Source organism: Maritimibacter dapengensis, assembly GCF_019218265.1.
Classification (GTDB): domain Bacteria; phylum Pseudomonadota; class Alphaproteobacteria; order Rhodobacterales; family Rhodobacteraceae; genus Maritimibacter; species Maritimibacter dapengensis.
Genome location: NZ_JAHUZE010000003.1, coordinates 204,870 through 224,791 on the forward strand (window position 1 = coordinate 204,870; position 19,922 = coordinate 224,791).

Genomic DNA, 19,922 nt, shown 5'->3' on the forward strand with positions numbered 1-19,922 from the left:
GTTCTCATGTGGAGTCGAAGAAAACAGCCGACCGGCCCTCACTCCGTCGAGGGGCAATCGCCTGCAAGACAGGCCTCCATCGCGCGCAAATCCTCATCGCGCGCATCCCCGAACGCCATCGAGCGGCAGGCTCCGACTTCAAGCACATAGCTCTCGCCAGCCCGTTTCAGAAACATCAGCACATCGTCGCCCGGCGCGACCATGCCGCACCACGGCCCGACGCAGCTGATCTCGAGCGTCACATCCGCCGCCCAAGGCCCCGCGAACCCCTCACGGGTCAACGCCTCGCCCGCCACACGCGCGGGGATCGTCACCGGCTCGGATTCGCTCCCAAGCCCGGTCTGCTCGCGCGATTGCTCGTAGCTCTCCGGCGCCTTGGCTTGGTCGAAGGCCAACGACCCATGCACCACCGTGTAAACATCTTCCGCCGCATCCGCTTCCTCGAACGCCTGAACGGGTCCGAACGGCAGGCACGACAGCGCCAGCGCGGGGGAGGCGGCACAGACCGCGATCAATCCGATAATTCTGCTCAACATGATGTATTCCTGAGACATTGCAGCCCACTTGTCTCGCCTCACCTGCACGACCCGATGAAAACGGCGAAGGTCAGCCGAGCGTCACAACCTGTCGCGAAACTCTGCAATCACGGCGCGGTAGATGTCGCGCTTGAAAGGCACGATCCGTTCGATGATCTCGTCCGCGTCGATCCAGCGCCATTGCGAAAACTCCGGGTGATCGGTCTCGATGTTCACCTGATCGTCGCTGCCCTTGAACCGCATCAGGAACCATTTCTGCTCCTGCCCGCGAAACCGCCCCTTCCAGATCTTCGGCACGATGTCATGCGGCAGATTGTAGGCGAGCCAATCCGGGTGTTCCGCCTCGATCTCGACCAGATCGGCAGTCACCCCCGTTTCCTCCCACAATTCGCGCAACGCCGCGTCGCGAGCATCCTCGCCGGGGTCGACACCGCCCTGCGGCATCTGCCACGCGGTCGCGTCAGTGCCGAGTTTCGGTGCGTCGATCCGCTGTCCGGCGAACACCTCGCCCGCCGCGTTGACCAGCATCACGCCGACGCAGGGGCGGTACGGCAGCTTTTCGATCTCTTCCGGGGACATGGCGCACTCCTTTTGCGGCCACCCTACACGCCGGTCTGCCAAAGGCCAGAGCCGCCGCGCGAAATGAAAAGGCCCGCAGCTTTCGCCACGGGCCTTCGTTTCGTCTCACCTATCGCGGATCACTCCGAGCGGAGCGACGACAGGCCGTGGATCAGGTCCACCGCATAGGAAAGCTGGAAATCCTCGTTGCGCAACTGCGCAGCTTCTTCGGCTTCCGCCCGCTCTTCCTCGATCTGGCGGATCTGGTCTTCGGTCAGGCTGTCGTTGTCCAGCGATCCGCGCAGATCGGCCTCAGTGCGCGGGTTACGCGGAGTGTCCTCGGTCTCGTCCTCTTCGGCCTCAGGGTCGCGCGGCGGCTGCTCCACCACGATATCGGGCGACACGCCAAGCGCCTGGATCGAGCGTCCCGACGGCGTGTAATACCGCGCCGTGGTCAGACGCATCGCGCCGTCGCCCCGAAGCGGCATGACGGTCTGAACCGAACCCTTGCCGAAACTCTTGGTGCCCACGACCACCGCCCGGCGATGATCCTGAAGCGCACCGGCAACGATTTCCGACGCGGACGCCGAACCGCCGTTGATAAGCACGACCAGCGGCTTGCCTTCGGAAATATCACCCGCCGAAGCGTTCATCCGGTCGCTTTCCTGCGGGTCCCGTCCACGCGTCGACACGATCTCACCGCTTTCGAGGAAGGCATCCGAAACCGCCACGGCCTGTTGCAGCAACCCGCCGGGATTGTTGCGCAAATCGAGCACCACGCCCTCGATGTTTTCCAGCCCGCCCATCGTTTCGACGGTCTCTCTGAACCCATCCTCGACGTTCGGATACGTCTGGTCGGTAAACTTCGTCACCCGGATGACGACGGTATCGCCCACCTGCCGAACCGTTGCGGCGGTCAGCTTGATCGTGTCGCGGATAATCGAGATATCGAACGGTTCATCGACATCTTCCCGCACCACGGTGATGATGATCTCAGAACCGATCGGCCCCCGCATCAGCTCAACCGCTTCGTCAAGCGTCAACCCGAGAAGGCTCTCGCCATCCACATGCGTGATAAAATCGCCGGCCTCGACACCCGCCTCGTCCGCCGGCGTATCGTCCATCGGCGTCACGACCTTGACGAAACCTTCTTCCTGCGTGACCTCGATACCAAGACCCCCGAACGACCCTCGCGTCTGCACGCGCATCGCATCCGCATCCTCGGGCGGAAGGTAGGAGTTGTGCGGATCGAGCGCGGTGAGCATTCCGTTGATCGCCGCTTCGATCAACTCGGACTCATCCACATCCTCGACATATTGCGACCGGATCCGCTCGAACACGTCACCGAACAGGTCGAGTTGCTGGTAGACCGAGGCACTGCCACTGTCCTGTGCGAGCAAAGGACCCGCGACCTGGGTCGTCAGAACGGCCCCTGAAATCGTGCCGACAGCGGCGGCCATCAAGAATTTTTTCATCGTCGTCTGCTCTCTCTTTTCGTCGCGTATCGTGCGGATCGTTCCGATCAATCAACCGTTACAGCAAACCACTGGGCGGGGTCCACAGGCTCTCCCTCATGGCGCAGCTCCAGATACAGGCTCTCAGATGCTTCTGCGCCAGACGCGCTCGGGTTTGAAATCAAAACCGCTTGATCGTCCTGTGCGTCAGGACCATCCATGAGCCCGATCGCCGCACCTCCCGGCAGGACGTCCCCGACCTCGCCATAAAGCTCGCCAAGGCCCGCAAGCACCATGAGATAATCCTCGCCCGGCTCCACCACCGCCACGAGTCCGTAGTCCAACAAAGGTCCCAGATAGCGGATCGTGGCAGGCCACGGAAGTGTGACCAGGGTCAGCGGCCGTGTAGCGATGACCCAGCCCGGACGGCGCACACCGGCGCTATCGGCCTCGTTCACGGCCCGCACCACACGGCCCAGAACCGGCAGTTCCAGAGTGCCCCGCGCCTCGGTAAAGTCAGGTTGCGCGATGGAAATGCTGGTGTCCTCGACCGTCGCCGACATCAACCCGCTCGCAAAACTCTCGAGCGTATCCGCCGTGGCGACGAGGTTGGCCATCGCATCCTCATCGGCGATGAACCGTTTCGGAAGATCCGTGCGGTTCGAAATCGCCTGGCTCAGGGCAGTCCGCGCTTCCTGCGCGCCCCTTAACCCCTCCTCGAGTGTCCCGACGGCGGACTCCTGCAACGCCCGAAGAAGCGCGACCTCCTGAAGCGCCGCCCGAAGGCGTTGCGCCTCACGGTTGAGACCCGGCGTCACTTCGGACAGGATCATGCCCGTGCGCGCCGTCCCGATCGGACCTTCCGGATGCAGGAGGAGATGCGGTTCAGGTGCCGCCTCGATGCTTTGCAGCACGCCGAGCAACCGTGCGAGCCGCTCGCTTTCGGCCTCGAAAACGCCCTGAATCGCCGCTTCTCGCACCCGCGCCTGCCGCAAGCCCTCCCGCAGCGCCGCCAGCCCGGATTCATATGCCTGAACCGTCTGGGTCAGCGCCTTGACCCGGTCGCTCGACCGCTCAGCCGATTGAAGCGCCTCGGACGCCGCCTCGAGCTCTTCCATCGCCACACGCGCGGTCTCGGTTGGGTCCGATTGGGCGAACGCGGGCGCGGCGAGCAATGCGAAGATGAGCGCGAGACGTTTCACCGGACGATCAGGCTTTCGCCGGTCATCTCCGCTGGCTTGTCGATCTCCATGAGATCGAGAAGCGAAGGCGCGAGATCGGCAAGGCGACCGTCCTTGATCTTCGCTCCCTCGGGCCCATTGAACAGAGCCACCGGAACCGGGTTCGTGGTGTGTGCCGTATGCGGGCCGTTGGTCACAGGATCCCACATCTGTTCGCAATTGCCATGATCTGCGGTCACGATCATCGCGCCGCCCATATCCTTCACGGCATACATCGCCGCAAGCACCTGTTCGTCCACCGCTTCCACTGCGGCAATCGCCGCTTCCAGATCGCCGGTGTGTCCAACCATGTCGGGATTGGCAAAATTCACCACGATCAGGTCGTAACCTTCGTAAATCGCCTCGACCAGATGCGCCCCGACCTCGGGCGCACTCATCTCCGGCTGAAGGTCGTAGGTCGCCACCTTGGGGCTCGCCGCCATGTAGCGCACCTCGCCGTCCTCCGGCTCTTCCTTGCCGCCTGCGAGGAAGAAGGTGACATGCGGATATTTCTCGGTCTCGGCGATATGAAACTGCGTCTTGCCCTGCTTGGCGACCCAGGCCGAGAGCGTGTTCTCGATGTCCTCGGAGGGAAAGCACGTGGTCATGTAGTCGTTGTGACCCGTGGAATACTCGACCATGCCCAGAAGTGCGGCGAGCTTCGGCCTCACGCCCAGATCGAACTCTGCAAATCCGGCCTCGCCAATCGCCCTGAGGATTTCCCGCGCGCGGTCGGCGCGAAAGTTGATGAAGAACACACCGTCCCCGTCATGCAGCCCCGTGTGGCCGTCGATGACGGTGGGCTGGATGAACTCGTCCGTCTCGCCGCGCTCGTAGGCCTGCGCAATGGCGGCGTCGGCGCTGTCGGCCGTCTCGCCCATGGCCTTGACACTCGCATCATAGGCGCGCTGCACCCGATCCCAGCGATTGTCGCGATCCATCGCGAAATAGCGCCCAGAAACGCTCGCGACAGAGACGTCTTCGGGCAGATCAGAGACGAATTTCGCCACCTGCTCGCGCGCCGACTTCGGCGGCACATCGCGCCCGTCCGTGATGACATGGACGACCACCGGCACGCCCGCCTGCCGGATCGCCTTGGCCGCCGCGACGACGTGATCCTGATGGCTGTGAACGCCGCCGGGGCTGACCAGCCCCATGAGATGCGCCGTCCCGCCCGAGGACTTCAGATCATCGATGAATGCCATGAGCGCCGCGTTCTGGAAGAACGACCGATCCTCGATGGCGAGGTCGATCTGTCCCAGATCCATCGCCACGACGCGCCCGGCCCCGATATTCGTATGCCCGACTTCCGAATTGCCCATCTGCCCGGCGGGCAGCCCCACATCGTTCCCATGCGTGATGAGCTGGGCGTTGGGACACACCATCATCAGCTCGTCGAAAGCCGGCGTCTCGGCCAACGCGACCGCGTTGAAGGAGCTCTCGACGCGCAGCCCCCAGCCATCGAGAATGCAAAGGACGACGGGTTTCGGGGTGGTCATGGGTCAGCCTCGCTCTTGCCTGCACCCGTTCTAGACCCCGCGCCCGGCACGCGCAATGCGGCCAAGAGGTTTCGCGGCGCTTGCGCGCCACGACCAACCGGGGGAGGTTCTACCTCCCCCGGACCCACTCCGAGGTATTTTCGGAACGATGAAATGGCTCCCGTTCACGTCTGGTTGAGGTTGATGCGCCACATTCCAGGGGCGGTACAGGCTGAGGAGCCGATGATCGCGAACGGTGAAACCCCTCGTCTTTCGGGGCGAGGGGCGGATCCCGGACCTGATCCTGTTTCATCGTTCCAGAAATACCTCGGGGGAATCGGAGGATTTGCGTGCAAATGCTCCGATGGGGGCAGCGCCCCCTAGGACGCGCCCGACCCGCGCTTGCCTTCAGACAGGACCGCTTGCGCCCGAGACAGAAACTCTGCTTCGATATCGCCGCGCGCCGCCTGTAGCCCTTCGATATAGGCCTGGTTTTCGAGGATGGGGACGGTGGGATCGTAATGCTCCGCCGCGATCAGCATCGCCTCGCGGTCCATCTTCGCGAACATATTGGCGACGTCTTCGGATTGTTCGCGCGAATACCCCAGCGCTTCGAACGCAGAACGGCCCATCCGCAGCGAGCTGTCATAGGTCTCGCGAATGATGTCACGGCACCCCGCCCACCACAGGTCATAGACATGGGGCCGGTCCACCGCACGCGCGATGACATGCACATCCGGGTGGTGCTTGACCATGTAGCGCACCAGTTCAGTGATCTGATCCTTGTCGTCGATGGCGATCACGAAGAGCTTCGCCTCGTCGATCCCGGCGGCATGGAGCAGGTCGGGACGGGTCGCGTCACCGTAATAGGCCTGCACCTGAAACCGCTTGAGCATCTCGAGTTGTCTGGCGGAAAAGTCGATCACGGTGGGAGACAGCCCCGCGCCGCGCATCATGCGCGCAACAATCCCACCAAAACGCCCGTGACCCGCGATGATGATCCCGCTTTTTTCGTCGATCGCGTCCATGTCGCGGTCCTCCGCGCCCACGAACTTAGGCGCCATCACCCGTTCGTAGAGGATGAAGAGCGCCGGCGTGAGCAGCATCGACAGCGCAACGACGAGAAGGAGTTGATCGGCAAGCGCCTGCGGTAACACCGCATTCGCCACGGTGAACGAGAGGAGCACGAAACCGAACTCGCCCGCCTGCGCCAGACCGAGCGCGAAGAGCCAGCGGTCGGACCCACCGACCCTGAACACGACGGAGAGAGCAAAGAGGACGAGTGTCTTGAGCAGGATGAGCCCGATGGTCAGCCCGAAGATGAGGGCGAAATCATCCCAAAGCAGCGCGAAGTTGATCCCCGCTCCCACCGTCATGAAAAAAAGCCCCAGAAGCAGCCCCCGGAACGGGTCGATATCGCTCTCCAACTCGTGGCGGTATTCGCTGTTGGCCAGCACGACGCCGGCAAGAAACGTCCCTAACGCAGGCGAAAGCCCGACGAGCGACATGAGAAGCGCGATGCCGATCACGAACATCAGCGCCGTCGCCACGAACAATTCGCGAAGCTGTGCCGCCGCGATGAACCGGAACACCGGGCCGACGAGGTAGATGCCCGCCGCCAGCACCACGCCGATCGCCCCGACGGTGACCAGCGCCACACCCCAGCCCGGCAGCCCGTCGACGAGGCTCATGCCGCCGCCATGATCGCCCTCGCCCCCCGCGCCATGCGACATCGTCTCGACCAGCTCGGGCATTGCAAGCAGCGGGATGAGCGCCAGCATCGGGATCACCGCGATGTCCTGAAACAGGAGCACCGAGAAACTCGCCTGCCCCCCGTCGCTCTTCATCAGCCCCTTCTCGCCCAACGTCTGAAGCACGATCGCGGTGGAGGACAGCGCCAGAACCAGCCCCACGGCGAGCGCGACGGTCCAGGGCTGACCGAAGATCATGGCGACCCCCATCACGGCGAGCGCGGTCAGCCCGACCTGTCCCCCGCCAAGCCCCAGAAGCCGCGCGCGCATCGACCAGAGCGCCTTGGGTTCCAGCTCCAAACCCACTAGAAACAGCATCATCACCACGCCGAATTCCGCGAAATGCTGGATCTGCACGACGTCGACATGCAGCCATGCGAGGATCGGCGAAATCACGATTCCCGCGATCAGATAGCCCAGCACCGACCCAAGCCCGAGCCGCGAAGCGATGGGCACGGCCAGCACTCCGGCGATGAGAAAGGTGAAAGCCAGCAGCAGAAAATCGGTCATGAAATGTCCCCCGTCGCGCATGTTCAGCTTGGCGAAATGTGCGGGCTTGTAAAGCAGGGCCCTGCGAAGACCTGCCTGTTGTAACGCGACTAATTGTCGACTTTGGCTAGAATAGTCTCGATTTCAGCCCAATTTCGACGCCAAGCCTTGTTCCGCCCGAAGACTGGACACCGCGCGACCGCTAGACCCGGTGATAGGGGCTTCCGGCCAGTATCGAAGCGGCGCGGTAAAGCTGTTCGGCAAGCATCACGCGGGCAAGCATGTGGGGCCAGACCATCTTGCCGAACGACAGCTTGGCATCGACCGATGCGCGCAGGCTCGGGTCGATCCCGTCCGCACCACCAATGATGAAGGCGACGTCGCCGCGCCCCTGATCCCGCCAGCCGCCAAGCTGGTCGGCGAACTCGGGGCTGGTCATCAGCTTGCCGCGCTCGTCCAGCGCGACGCGCACGGCCCCGTCGGGCAGCGCGCGCTCCAACAACGCGGCTTCGGCGGCCATTCCGCCGCCTTTCTTGTCTTCGACTTCGTGGATGTTCAGGGGTCCGAGACCCAGCGCGCGCCCGGTGCGATCGAACCGGGTCGCATAATCGTCGATCAGGTCGCGCTCAGGGCCGGTGCGCAGCCGCCCCACCGCGACGATATGTACGCGCATCAGGCTTTCGCGTCAGCGGCCGTCTGCGGTGTCATCCACATCTTCTCGATCTGGTAGAACTCGCGCACTTCGGGGCGGAACACATGGACGATCACGTCGCCTGTGTCGATCAGCACCCAATCGCCCTGGTCCTTGCCCTCGACCTTGCAGATCACGCCGAGCTCCTGCTTGAGCGCATCGGTCAGCTTTTCGGAAATCGCCGAAACCTGCCGCGTCGAACGCCCGGAACAGACCACCATGTAATCGGCCATGCTGGACTTGCCAGCCAGGTCGATGGACACGATGTCTTCGGCCTTGTCGTCGTCGAGTGATGTGAGGATACGGTCGAGCAATTCGCTCGTTGTGTATTTGGGTCCGCTCGTCATACGGCGGCCCGATCCTGCGGCCGAGATGTCGGCCACGTCTGGATGATGAGACAGGACATAGTCCTCCTTCGCTGCGCGCTGCTATTCCCCAACGCCGGGATAGGTTAAAAGTATCACCGTTTTCTTGATTTTCAATTCTCGGTTTCGATTGGTTCGGCCACTTTTCGCGGATCGTTGAGATGGCGCACCTCCCTCTGCGGGAAGGGAATGGAAATGTCGTTGGCCTGAAATGCGTCCCAGAGCGCGAGGTACACGTTGCCACGAATGTTCGTCAAACCGCCGGTCGGGTCGTCGATCCAGAAGCGCAGGATGTAATCGACCGACGAGTCCCCGAAGCCGATGATGTGACAGACCGGCGGGCGGAACGACAGCACCCGGTCCACGCTCGCCGCCGCTTCGATTGCGACTTTTCTCACCTTGTGGGGATCGTCGCCGTAAGCGGTGCCGAAGAAGATATCGAGCCGCACGAAGGCGTTCGTGTGGGACCAGTTGACCACCTGCCCGGTAATCAGGTCTTCGTTCGGGATCAGATATTCCTTGCCGTCCCGCGTGACGACCGAGACATAGCGCGCGCCAAGCTGTTCGATCCAGCCGAAGGTATCGCCAAGGCTGATGACGTCGCCGGGCTTGATCGACTTGTCCAACAGGATGATGACGCCCGAGACGAGGTTGGACACCACCTTCTGCAAGCCGAAGCCAAGACCCACGCCAATTGCACCAGACAGAACCGCAAGCCCGGTCAGGTCCACGCCCACCACGCGCAACCCGATGAAAATCGCCGCGCCATAGAGCAGCAGTTGCAGGAACTTGATGACCAGCACCTGCATCGACGGGCTGATATCCTCGTTCTTGTGGATACGCGTCGCGGAATTGCGCGAGATGAACCTCGCGGCGAAGAAAAGTGCGCCCAGCACCGCGACGGCCTGCACCACCATCCAGAGCGACAACCGCATCGCACCTGCGTTGATCGCGATACCGTCGAGCAGTGCGACGGCCTCTTCCTCGAGGTTCAGTATCGAAACCGTGACCCAGATCCAGCCAGCGGTGCGAACCAGACCCCGCAGGAACTTGTTGGCAATCACCCGAGCCAGAAGCGCGATGATGAGCCACGCCAACGCGAGCTGCCCGATGATCGTGAGCAGATAGGATCGTGACGGCCACGTCACCTCCCGCATCACCCAGATTACCGGCCAGATCAGTGCGACGAACATGATAAGCTTCATCCGCCGATGCAGCATGAGGCCCAGTCGAATTCGCCATTTCGGCCAGCCTTCGCGCCGTGCCAGCCAATCGCGGAACACAGGCGCTGCAATGCGCCCGACCACGAACGCGATCAGCGCGATAAGTAGCGCGATTCCAACCTGATAGGCGTTCCAGGGGCGAAGCAGGCCTTCGACGAACGTCTGTGCCTGATCGAAGAGGTCGAGCGCCACGTCCTCGGGTGCGGGCGCCTGTGCAGCACGCGGGATCGCGTCGCCCGCGCCGGTCGCGTTCTGCCCCGCCGTGGTTGCGCCTGCGGACCCATCCGCCGCCGCTTGCCCCTGTTCGCTGCCCGGTCCTGCTGCCGTCTGGTCGTGTGACGCCATTTCGTCTCCTTTATCAGGAGTTTGGCGAATTGCCGGGCCTCGGTCCAGTCCGATGCGTTCACAAGCACCTCACTCACCAGAGCGCGAAACCCTTGCGAGACTCAGCGCCAAAGCGTATGTGACCCGCCATGACACGCGTTTTCGATATGGATGACCGCGCCCGCCTGCCCTGGCGGTTTTTCGGCGCGACCCTGACGATCCTCGCCCGACTTTGATCGGCGCGCGCCTTTTCGCACGTCCAATCACCTGAAAACCGAACATTTCCCCTAGGAGAAAACCCATGGCCGGGAAAACACTTTACGATAAAATCTGGGACGCCCACGTCGCCCACGAAGCCGACGACGGCACCTGCCTGCTCTATATCGACCGCCACCTCGTCCACGAAGTGACCTCGCCGCAAGCCTTCGAAGGTCTGCGCATGGCGGGCCGCAAGGTCCACGCGCCCGACAAGACCATCGCGGTGCCGGACCACAACGTGCCCACCACGCTCGACCGCATCAACGGCGTGATCGAGAACGAGGAAAGCCGCATTCAGGTCGAAGCCCTCGACAAGAACGCCAAGGACTTCGGCGTGCACTACTACCCGGTCTCCGACGTGCGTCAGGGTATCGTTCACATCGTCGGCCCGGAACAGGGCTGGACCCTGCCGGGCATGACCGTGGTCTGTGGCGACAGCCACACCGCGACGCACGGCGCGTTCGGTGCGCTGGCCCACGGCATCGGCACCTCCGAAGTGGAGCACGTGCTCGCCACCCAGACGCTGATCCAGAAGAAGTCCAAGAACATGAAGGTCGAGATCACCGGCAAACTGAAGCCGGGCGTGACCGCCAAGGACATCACCCTTGCGGTGATCGGTGAAACCGGCACCGCCGGCGGCACCGGCTATGTCATCGAGTATTGCGGCGAAGCGATCCGCGATCTTTCGATGGAAGGCCGCATGACCGTCTGCAACATGGCCATCGAAGGCGGCGCACGCGCCGGCCTCATCGCGCCGGATGAAAAGACGTTCGCTTACGTCAACGGCCGCCCCCATGCTCCGAAAGGCGCTCAGTGGGAAGCCGCGATGAACTGGTGGAAAACGCTCTTTTCCGACGATGACGCCCAGTGGGACAAGGTCGTGACGCTCAAGGGCGAAGAGATCGAGCCGGTCGTCACCTGGGGCACCTCGCCCGAAGACGTGCTGCCGATCTCGGCCCTCGTCCCGTCACCCGACAGCTTCAAGGGCGGCAAGGTCGGCGCAGCCCAGCGCGCGCTCGAATACATGGGGCTCGAAGCCGGCACGCCGCTGAACGAGATCAAGATCGACACCGTGTTCATCGGCTCCTGCACCAATGGCCGGATCGAGGACCTCCGCGAAGTCGCAAAGATCGTCGACGGCAAGAAGGTCGCCGACGGTGTCCGCGCCATGATCGTGCCGGGCTCCGGCCTCGTGCGCGCTCAAGCCGAGGAAGAGGGTCTCGCCGAGATCTTCGAGAAAGCCGGGTTCGAATGGCGTCTCGCCGGGTGCTCCATGTGCCTCGCCATGAACCCCGACCAACTCGCGCCGGGCGAACGTTGCGCATCGACATCGAACCGCAACTTCGAGGGGCGTCAAGGCTATCAGGGCCGCACCCACCTCATGTCCCCCGCCATGGCGGCGGCGGCTGCGGTGACCGGTCACCTGACCGACGTTCGCACCTTTAACTGATGCCGCAGGGGGCCGTTTTCCTTATCGACGTATGTATGGGTTCCATACGTATTCCATACGTCGGCCATACGTGGCTCAGGCTCGGCCCCCCGTCGTTAACACTTCAACATATGGTATGACCCAATGGATAAGTTTGAGACCCTGACCGGCATCGCCGCCCCCATGCCGCTTGTGAATATCGACACCGATATGATCATCCCGAAAGGCTTCCTGAAGACCATCAAACGCACCGGGCTCGGCGTGAATCTCTTCGACGAGATGCGCTATGACCGCCAAGGCAACGAGATCCCCGATTTCGTGCTGAACCAGCCGCAATACCGCGACGCGCAGATCCTCGTCGCCGGTGACAATTTCGGCTGCGGCTCGTCACGCGAACACGCGCCCTGGGCGCTTGCGGATTTCGGCATCAAGTCGATCATCTCGACGAGCTTCGCGGACATTTTCTACAACAACTGCTTCAAGAACGGCATCCTGCCGATCGTCCTGCCGCAAGACGCCGTGGACGTGCTGATGAAAGACGCCGAAAAAGGCTCTAACGCCCGCATGATCGTCGACCTCGAGGCACAGACGGTAACGACATCGGACGGCGAAAGCTTCTCGTTCGAAGTGGACAGCTTCAAGAAGCATTGCCTGATGAACGGGTTGGACGACATCGGTCTGACGATGGAGAAGAAACCTTCCATTGACGCGTTCGAAGCGAAAGCCGCTCAGGAACGCCCCTGGGTCTGAGACCTGGGAAAGGAACCAAAGGGCGGGGCCGCGGCTCCGCCCTTTTTTTGTTGGCTATGTCAGCTCGCGGCGCAGCTTCGCCACGACCGGTAGCATCGCTGCGCTCAGCACCAGACACCAGATGCCGAACCCGATGCCCTGCGTCGGAAAGTCCACGCCCGCGTCGATCAGAACGCCCGTGATCCCCGGCCCGATCGCGGTCGAAATGACCATGATGACGGTCTGAAGGGACCGCACCGCGCCGAGGTGCCGCGTGCCATAGACCCTCGGCAGAAACGCCCCCAGAAAACTCTGCGCGGCACCCTGTGTCATCGCCATGATACCCAGCACGGCGAACCATGTCGTGTGGGTCTCGGCCGGGGCCAGCAGGAACAGAGACAGCCCCATCGGGATCAGCAGGATGGGAAGTAGCCGCTCCGGCCCGAAACGGTCGCTGGCCCAGCCTGCGATGAGCGCGAAGGTTACTGAAACAGCGGCCCAGATCACGTAGCCCGGTGCCATCTGCGCCAGCGTCCAGCCTTTCGTCTCAGCGACGTTCACCTGCTGAAAGAAGATCACGGTTCCGATGAACGGCGGGGTGAGGAAAAGCGGCAGGATCGCATAGAACAACCAATGGCGCACAAGGTCCCGGCGCAGCCAGTGCTTGCCACCCAGACCGGCGCTGGCTTCCGGGGCCGCTGCCTCGCCCTGTGGCTGGCGGTCTTGCGCGAGGAGAACCGCGAGAAGCGGGATGACGATCAGCAGAAGCGCCGCCGCCGCGATGCCCCATGACACGCGCCAGCCGAGCGTGCCGATAAGGGCGACGAAGACCATCGGGAGAAGCGCCTCGCCCACCGGATGCCCGAGCGATGCGATGGCGACTGCGCGTCCCCGCGTTGCGATGAACCAGCGGCCCATCGAGGTGACGGCCATGTGCGAAAACATGCCTTGTCCACAGAACCTTAGCAGGAACACGGCACAGCCCAGAACGACCACGTTCGGCGAGACAGCCATGCCGACACAGGCCAGCGCGAACAGTAGACTCACGCCGAGCGACAGGCGCGAAAGCCGCATCGTGTCGACCAGCGCACCACGCGAGAACAGGAGTGCTGCGGAGGCGAGCGTGGCGATCGTGTAGAGCCCACCCCATCCGCCGTTGGTCAGCCCGTGGGTCTCGCGGATTTCTCCCGCGAAGAGGGAAATGAACCATGTCTGGCCGAAAGACGACGCGAACGTGAGCAGAAGTCCGGTCGCGAGCCAGCGTAAATTTTTTGCCAAAAACGTTAACATCTGACTGCCCTTAAATGGCCGAACTTCGAGACAAAACCGGTTTTTCGGCAAGTTGACACGCGTACACGCGCAAACACGGACCGCTCAACCCGCTTATCGTTGCGTGTTCGTCAACGACCAAAACCTATATTTTGTTGGGTTTTCTGCATTAACAGCGACCCATAGTGGAGTCACACAAGCCCGCCAAATTTCTGCCGCCGGATCGGTGCACAAAAGCACCACTCCCAACCCAAAACCGCCCAAAAACTTTCGTTGGGTCAATGCGTTGCTTGATGCGAGGCATAGATTTGGGCAAGATTATGGCAATGATAAGGCAGGCCGTCACATTTGACGGACCCGGAATGGAACAAGCGACGGGGCATCGAATCCCGCGCGGCCAGTACGAGGGAATAGGGCATTGACTTCTCGTGTCGTCGGGGCACTCATCCGTGCGTTCATGGTGGTCTTGCTGATCATCACCCCATCGCTGATGCTCCCAGGAATTCACCAGGAAACATCGCAGATCGTCGCGCTCGCCGCGATTTTCGGTTTTGCCTTGACGACGTTCGAGTACGCCTCGACGTATCCCGGTCTGGTCGAGTTCCGTGAAGCGCCGCCGTTCAACCGCATTCGCTTCTTTTCATTGTTCATCACCGTGATCCTGCTCTCCACCGTTGCGCGCGGCAATCCGGAGGCGTCGACATATGCGCATTTCGTCGCCGCCATTGGCTCCCTTATCGGAAATGCGATTGATTTCCCCTACTCGCCCGTGCGGTTGATCGTGCTCATGCTTCCCGAAGGCGCGACCGCGCAGGAAATCATAACGCTTCGGATGGCAGCGGGCATGTCTTACCTGATCTCGCTGGTCTCGCTGGCGATCTTCATCATCTCGCTGCGCGTGACTGGCTGGCCAAAACGTCGCGGTGGGTTCAACGTCTGGGTCAACTTGCCGATGTTCGATCCGACGGCCGGAGGCGATGTGGTCGATCGGTTGGAGCGTGACGCCCGGTTCAACGTGGCGCTTGGCTTCTTGCTACCGTTCATCACGCCCGCGATCATCAAGGCGGCTTCGGGGATGTTCGGGTCGGTGGTCATCACCAACGATCAGACGATGATCTGGACGATCTCTGCCTGGGCCTTCCTCCCCGCATCCCTGTTTATGCGCGGCATCGCAATGCAAAGGGTGGCCACGCTCATCTGCGAACAGCGAGCGCGCAACTCGGCGAAAGCCGACGCGCCTGGATTACAACCGGCCTGATGCGCTGGGGGGCGTTGATCGTGGTCGTTCTGGCTTTGGCCGGCACGACTGGACGAGCCGACCCGATCCGCATCGCGACCTTCCACACGGAATTGACCCGGGACGGGCCGGGGGTCCTGCTCGCCGATATTCTCGACCGAGACGCACAGGTGGTCGCAGTCGCCAATGTGATTGCGCACATCGCGCCAGACATCGTTCACCTCGCCGGTTTCGATCACGACCTTGAAAGCCACGCACTAGGCGCGTTCACGAAACTCCTGGCCGAGCTGGGCCATGACTATCCCTATGCCTACGCACCTCAGCCCAACACGGGTGTCCCTTCGGGCGTCGATTTGAACGGCGACGGATATGATGACGGACCGGAGGATGCCTTCGGATATGGCCGGTTCACGGGTCAGGGCGGAATGGCCGTCCTCTCGAAGCGTCCGTTGGGGGCCGCCCGGAGTTTCTCTGGCTTCCTCTGGGCCGATCTCCCCGACAACCTCGCTCCCGAAGCTCCGGGCGGACCGTTTCCATCCGCCGAAGCACGTGCCGTGCAACGCCTGTCATCGGTGGGGCATTGGGTTGTTCCGGTCGACCTTGGCGGACGAGAAATCGACCTCATGGTCTGGCATGGCAATACGCCGGTGTTCGATGGGCCAGAGGACCTCAACGGTCGGCGCGGGGCCGACGAAGCACGATTCTGGCGCATGTTCCTTGACGGCGACCTGCCGTTCGACCCGCCACAACGCCCCGTCGTTCTTGCGGGCGTATCGAACATAGATCCGTCCGATGGCGATGGTTGGCACGACGCGATGCAGGCTCTTCTGGATGATCCGAGACTGCGCGATCCGCAGCCGGTGAGCGCTGGAGGCACCGAAGCCTCCAATCCCGAGCACAAGGGCAACCCGGCTCTGGACACCGCCGATTTCGACGATCCTGAGCCGGGAAACCTTCGTGTAGATTATGTTCTGCCGGATGCGGGCCTGACGCTGGTGGATTCAGGCGTGTTCTGGCCCCTGTCCGCCGACCCGATGGCGAAGGTCGTGGCGACGGCGAGCCGCCACAGGCTCGTCTGGGTCGACGTTCTGCTCCCGTAACGCTCAGGCGGGCGCAGGGGATGCGACTTGCGCCTCGGCTTCGGGCAACATCCCACGCACGACGGCGTGAAATGGCGTCGGCTCGAAGTCCGGCAGAACCTCGGCCAGTCGACGGGACGAAAGCGTGTGCGGCGTTTCCCACAGATAGCGCATTTCGCGCAACTCACGGGCAAGTTCCCAAACCGGGCTTGCAAGCGTCATCGCCCACCACGGAAACCGCGTGACGCGCACGTCGTGACCGAGCTGCATTTCGACGGCCTGTCGCAATTCGGCAAGCGTAAAGACATGGCCCGGGAAGGGGATGTCTTCGAATGTATCAAGCTGGTCGCGTCGTTCTGCCAGCATCACGGCGGCGCGGGCCCAGTCGGGCAGGTAGCACCACGGCTGTTTCACGTCCGGGCTGCCGGGATAGGTGATCTTCCCACGCGCGATCCCGTTCAGGATCATGAGCGACGCCACATCGTCGGCGCTGTCCGGGTCGATGAAATTGCCCGCACGCAGGATGATCGTCTTCACACCCGATGCACGATAGGTCTCTTCCATCTCGGTGCGCACGCGGCCCTTCCTGGACACGGGACGATGCGGTGTCTGCTCGGACCATTCGCCCGGTGTGTCTCCGAAATTGTAGACGTTGCCGGGCACGATCACCGTGGCGTGTGAAGCACGAGCGGCGGCGATGACCTGTGTCGTGATGAGGGGAATGATCTCTTCCCAATTGTGATAATTCGGCGGGTTCATCCCGTTGACGATGACGTCGCAGCCCTGTGCAGCTTCGAGCATATCGTCACGGGCGCGGTCGAAGCGGCGCACGTGCCAGCCCGCGGCGGCGAATACGCGCGCGGCGTGGGTGCCGATCTTGCCGGATGCACCGAGAATAAGAACGGTTCGGGTCATTGGTGTCTCCATGAATGTCATGAACAGAACATAAGTGTTCAAATGCATACCGGAATTGCCTCAAACCGTAGGTCTGGTATTCAGGATTGAATGGACAAAATGATTACATCCGTCGACTGGACACTGATCCGCGCCTTCCTTGCGGTCGCGGAACAAGGATCGCTTTCCGGCGCGGCCCGCGTGCTCGGCTCCAGCCAGCCCACTGTCGGACGGCAGATCAGGGAGGTCGAGGAAACGCTTGGGGTCGAGCTGTTCCAAAGACATGCGAAGGGGTTGACCCTGACCGAAATAGGTCATGCCGTGCTGCCCTCGGCGCAGACGATGCGGGACGCCGCGGGACAGATCAACATGATCGCCGCCGGGCAGGATCGCGTGCCCACCGGGACCGTGCGGCTGACCGCGAGCGTGATCGTGTCGCATTTCGTGCTGCCTCCGATCCTCGCCCGTTTGCGCGCCGATGAACCGGGGATACAGATCGAACTTGAGGCGACGGACAGCACCGACAACCTGCTTTTCCGCGAAGCCGACATTGCGTTGCGCATGTATCGCCCGGATCAACTCGACATGGTGACGCGGCATGTCGTGGATCTGCCGCTCGGCATCTATGCCGCGACCTCCTATCTCGATCGCGTGGGGCGACCCGACACGGTCACGGAGATGCTCGAGATGGACTGGGTCGGATACGACCGCTCGGACCTCATGCTCAGAGGCATGCGCGAGCTTGGGTGGCCGGTGGATCGCAATTTCTTTGCCACGCGCACCGACGATCAGGCAGGGAACTGGCGGCTGATCGCGGCTGGGTGCGGCATTGGGATCGCCCAGGTCGCGACCGCACACACCAATCCTGCGGTCGAACGGTTGTTCCCGGACATGGAATTGCCCGCGCTTCCGATCTGGCTCACGGCGCACGAAGCGATGCGAAAGGTGCCGCGTGTCGCCCGCGTCTGGGACATGCTGGTCGAGGAACTGCCCCGCGCCGTTTCTTGACCCTGCCGCTTGGTCAGGCTACGCCCTCGCCAACATTCATTCAGCAAGGACAGTGACCATGAGCGTTGGCTCCATCCTCATCCTCCCCGGCGACGGGATCGGCCCCGAAGTCATGGCCGAAGTGCGCCGCATCATCGACTGGTACGCCGACAAACGCGACCTGTCGTTCGACGTGTCCGAAGACCTCGTGGGCGGCGCTGCCTATGACAAGCACGGCGTGCCGCTGGCCGATGAGACGATGGCGAAGGCTCAGGAGGTCGACGCGGTCTTGCTCGGTGCCGTGGGTGGCCCGAAATATGACGATCTGGACTTCTCGGTGAAGCCCGAGCGCGGCCTTCTGCGTTTGCGCAAGGAAATGGACCTGTTCTCGAACCTGCGGCCGGCGCAGTGCTTTGACGCGCTGGCGCATTTTTCGTCGCTCAAGGAAGAGGTGATTGCCGGTCTGGACATCATGATCGTGCGTGAGCTGACCTCGGGTGTTTACTTCGGCGAGCCGCGAGGGATCTTCGAAGAAGGCAACGAGCGTGTGGGGATCAACACCCAGCGCTACACGGAAAGCGAGATCGACCGCGTGGCGCGGTCGGCGTTCGAGCTTGCGATGAAGCGGGACAAGCGCCTGTGCTCGATGGAAAAGGCCAACGTGATGGAATCCGGCATTCTCTGGCGCGAAATCGTGACGGAAGTGGCACGCGATTACCCCGAGGTCGAGCTTTCGCATATGTATGCCGACGCTGGCGCCATGCAGCTCACCCGCTGGCCCAAGCAGTTCGACGTGATCGTGACCGACAACCTCTTTGGCGACATCCTGTCGGACGTGGCCGCGATGCTGACCGGGTCGCTCGGGATGTTGCCGTCCGCGTCACTGGGCGCACCGATGGAAAACGGTCGCCCGAAAGCGCTTTATGAGCCCGTGCACGGGTCGGCCCCGGACATCGCAGGTCAGGGCAAGGCGAACCCGATCGCCTGTATCACCAGCTTCGCCATGGCGCTGCGCTATTCCTTCGATCTTGGCGAAGAAGCGGATCGTCTGGAAGCCGCCGTCGAGACGGTGCTGGCAGATGGCAAACGGACCGCCGACCTTTTGGGCGATGAAGGCGTGACGCCGGTTTCGACGTCGGATATGGGCGACGCGATACTCGCGGCGCTGGACGCTTCGCTCTAACCCAGCGGGAAGGCGGCTTCGAATGCCGTCCGCCCTTTGCTCGTAAACAGAACCGCGCGACCTTCGGGTGCGCGGTTCGCCCATTTCAGGTCGTAGATCCGGTCGAGCAGGGCAGCGCCCAACGCTCCTGCAAGATGCGTGCGCCGCTCGGACCAATCGAGGCAGGCGCGACATACCGGACGCTTGCTGGTATCAACCGAAGCGGGGTCGATACCCAGCACGGCTATTTGCCCGCGACCTGCATCGGTCAGACGCAAATCCTCACGCTCGGCCCGGATCGCGCCGGTAGTCACGAGGCTGTCGAACATCCGCACGCCCGCCGCGCCCGCAAGGTGGTCGTAGCACACCCGCGCCTCGCGCATCGCGTCGTCGCGCGGTCCGGTCCGGGTGCGCAGGTGACCCATTCCGGCGGCAAAGCCCAAGAGGCTTTCCAGCATGTAGCCGACCTCATCGCCCGCCAGCGCAAAGTAATGGTGCCGCCCCTGTCTTCGACGCCACAAAAGCCCAGCGTCCTCCATGAGTTTGAGATGGCCAGACGCCGTCTGCGCGGTGACACCGGCCTCGTTCGCAAGCTCGGACGCCGTGAGCGCTCGACCCGCCAAAAGCGCGGTCAGGATATTGGCGCGCGCGGGATCGCCGATCAGCGCGCCGAGGCGGGAAATGTCGGGGCCCTCTTTCATGTCATGAGCGTCGCCGGGCCGCCCTCCCCGGTCAAGCGCGGATCGTTCGGCCGCCGCCGAAGCATTGCGATTGCAGCGTGTGGCATCG

The 19,922-nt window shown here is 62.7% G+C and carries 18 protein-coding genes; 6 read left to right on the plus strand and 12 right to left on the minus strand.

Annotated elements, in window-relative coordinates:
* Window positions 1-38 precede the first annotated feature (38 nt).
* The 9 genes from KJP28_RS13175 to KJP28_RS13215 all read right to left on the minus strand — a co-directional run bounded on the left by KJP28_RS13175 (window position 39) and on the right by KJP28_RS13215 (window position 10,110).
* Window positions 39-536: a hypothetical protein gene (locus KJP28_RS13175; protein ID WP_218393069.1), complete on the minus strand. Its 498-nt coding sequence runs from the start codon at window positions 534-536 to the stop codon at window positions 39-41.
* An 81-nt stretch (window positions 537-617) separates the two neighbouring features.
* Complete coding sequence (locus tag KJP28_RS13180) at window positions 618-1,115, minus strand: RNA pyrophosphohydrolase (RefSeq protein WP_218393070.1); 498 nt, start codon at window positions 1,113-1,115, stop codon at window positions 618-620.
* Window positions 1,116-1,234: 119 nt separating this feature from the next.
* On the minus strand, window positions 1,235-2,569 hold the full coding sequence (locus KJP28_RS13185) for a S41 family peptidase (protein ID WP_218393071.1): 1,335 nt from the start codon (window positions 2,567-2,569) through the stop codon (window positions 1,235-1,237).
* A 47-nt stretch (window positions 2,570-2,616) separates the two neighbouring features.
* Window positions 2,617-3,750 (minus strand): murein hydrolase activator EnvC family protein, encoded by a 1,134-nt coding sequence (locus KJP28_RS13190; RefSeq protein ID WP_218393072.1) that lies wholly within the window; start codon window positions 3,748-3,750, stop codon window positions 2,617-2,619.
* Window positions 3,747-5,267, minus strand: coding sequence for a 2,3-bisphosphoglycerate-independent phosphoglycerate mutase (gene gpmI / locus KJP28_RS13195; RefSeq protein ID WP_218393073.1), 1,521 nt, complete (start codon window positions 5,265-5,267; stop codon window positions 3,747-3,749). Before gpmI ends, KJP28_RS13190 begins: the two co-directional genes overlap by 4 nt.
* Window positions 5,268-5,626: 359 nt before the next feature.
* The gene (locus tag KJP28_RS13200; RefSeq protein WP_218393074.1) at window positions 5,627-7,507 is read right to left on the minus strand and encodes a cation:proton antiporter domain-containing protein; all 1,881 of its coding nucleotides are present in this window, start codon (window positions 7,505-7,507) and stop codon (window positions 5,627-5,629) included.
* Between the two features lie 181 nt (window positions 7,508-7,688).
* Complete coding sequence (gene rlmH / locus KJP28_RS13205) at window positions 7,689-8,159, minus strand: 23S rRNA (pseudouridine(1915)-N(3))-methyltransferase RlmH (protein WP_218393075.1); 471 nt, start codon at window positions 8,157-8,159, stop codon at window positions 7,689-7,691.
* Window positions 8,159-8,524 carry a ribosome silencing factor gene (rsfS, locus tag KJP28_RS13210; protein WP_218393076.1) on the minus strand — a complete coding sequence of 122 codons (366 nt, stop codon included), beginning with the start codon at window positions 8,522-8,524 and terminating at the stop codon, window positions 8,159-8,161. The genes rlmH and rsfS overlap by 1 nt, the downstream gene beginning before the upstream one ends.
* A gap of 131 nt (window positions 8,525-8,655) precedes the next feature.
* On the minus strand, window positions 8,656-10,110 hold the full coding sequence (locus KJP28_RS13215; protein ID WP_218393077.1) for a mechanosensitive ion channel family protein: 1,455 nt from the start codon (window positions 10,108-10,110) through the stop codon (window positions 8,656-8,658).
* Between the two features lie 280 nt (window positions 10,111-10,390).
* On the opposite strand from KJP28_RS13215, the gene leuC reads away from it, so the two are divergent.
* Window positions 10,391-11,797, plus strand: a complete 1,407-nt coding sequence (gene leuC, locus KJP28_RS13220; RefSeq protein ID WP_218393078.1) for a 3-isopropylmalate dehydratase large subunit — start codon at window positions 10,391-10,393, stop codon at window positions 11,795-11,797.
* Between the two features lie 123 nt (window positions 11,798-11,920).
* On the plus strand, window positions 11,921-12,526 hold the full coding sequence (leuD, locus tag KJP28_RS13225) for a 3-isopropylmalate dehydratase small subunit (protein ID WP_218393079.1): 606 nt from the start codon (window positions 11,921-11,923) through the stop codon (window positions 12,524-12,526).
* Window positions 12,527-12,580: 54 nt separating this feature from the next.
* Here the strand turns inward: leuD and KJP28_RS13230 are convergent, their stop codons facing one another.
* On the minus strand, window positions 12,581-13,795 hold the full coding sequence (locus tag KJP28_RS13230) for an MFS transporter (protein WP_218393080.1): 1,215 nt from the start codon (window positions 13,793-13,795) through the stop codon (window positions 12,581-12,583).
* A 397-nt stretch (window positions 13,796-14,192) separates the two neighbouring features.
* Here KJP28_RS13230 and KJP28_RS13235 point away from each other — a divergent pair, with 397 nt between their 5' ends.
* A complete protein-coding gene (locus tag KJP28_RS13235; protein WP_218393082.1) occupies window positions 14,193-15,032 on the plus strand; it encodes a hypothetical protein in 840 nt (279 codons plus the stop codon).
* Window positions 15,032-16,111, plus strand: a complete 1,080-nt coding sequence (locus tag KJP28_RS13240; protein ID WP_218393083.1) for an endonuclease/exonuclease/phosphatase family protein — start codon at window positions 15,032-15,034, stop codon at window positions 16,109-16,111. The genes KJP28_RS13235 and KJP28_RS13240 overlap by 1 nt, the downstream gene beginning before the upstream one ends.
* Before the next feature lie 3 nt (window positions 16,112-16,114).
* Here the strand turns inward: KJP28_RS13240 and KJP28_RS13245 are convergent, their stop codons facing one another.
* Window positions 16,115-17,005 (minus strand): NAD-dependent epimerase/dehydratase family protein, encoded by an 891-nt coding sequence (locus KJP28_RS13245; RefSeq protein WP_218393084.1) that lies wholly within the window; start codon window positions 17,003-17,005, stop codon window positions 16,115-16,117.
* Between the two features lie 90 nt (window positions 17,006-17,095).
* Here KJP28_RS13245 and KJP28_RS13250 point away from each other — a divergent pair, with 90 nt between their 5' ends.
* Complete coding sequence (locus KJP28_RS13250; RefSeq protein WP_218393085.1) at window positions 17,096-17,992, plus strand: LysR family transcriptional regulator; 897 nt, start codon at window positions 17,096-17,098, stop codon at window positions 17,990-17,992.
* Window positions 17,993-18,050: 58 nt separating this feature from the next.
* The gene (gene leuB / locus KJP28_RS13255) at window positions 18,051-19,154 is read left to right on the plus strand and encodes a 3-isopropylmalate dehydrogenase (protein ID WP_218393086.1); all 1,104 of its coding nucleotides are present in this window, start codon (window positions 18,051-18,053) and stop codon (window positions 19,152-19,154) included.
* Here the strand turns inward: leuB and KJP28_RS13260 are convergent.
* Window positions 19,151-19,834, minus strand: a complete 684-nt coding sequence (locus KJP28_RS13260) for an ArsR/SmtB family transcription factor (RefSeq protein ID WP_218393088.1) — start codon at window positions 19,832-19,834, stop codon at window positions 19,151-19,153. The two genes, leuB and KJP28_RS13260, sit on opposite strands and share 4 nt — an antisense overlap.
* Window positions 19,835-19,922: the final 88 nt, after the last annotated feature.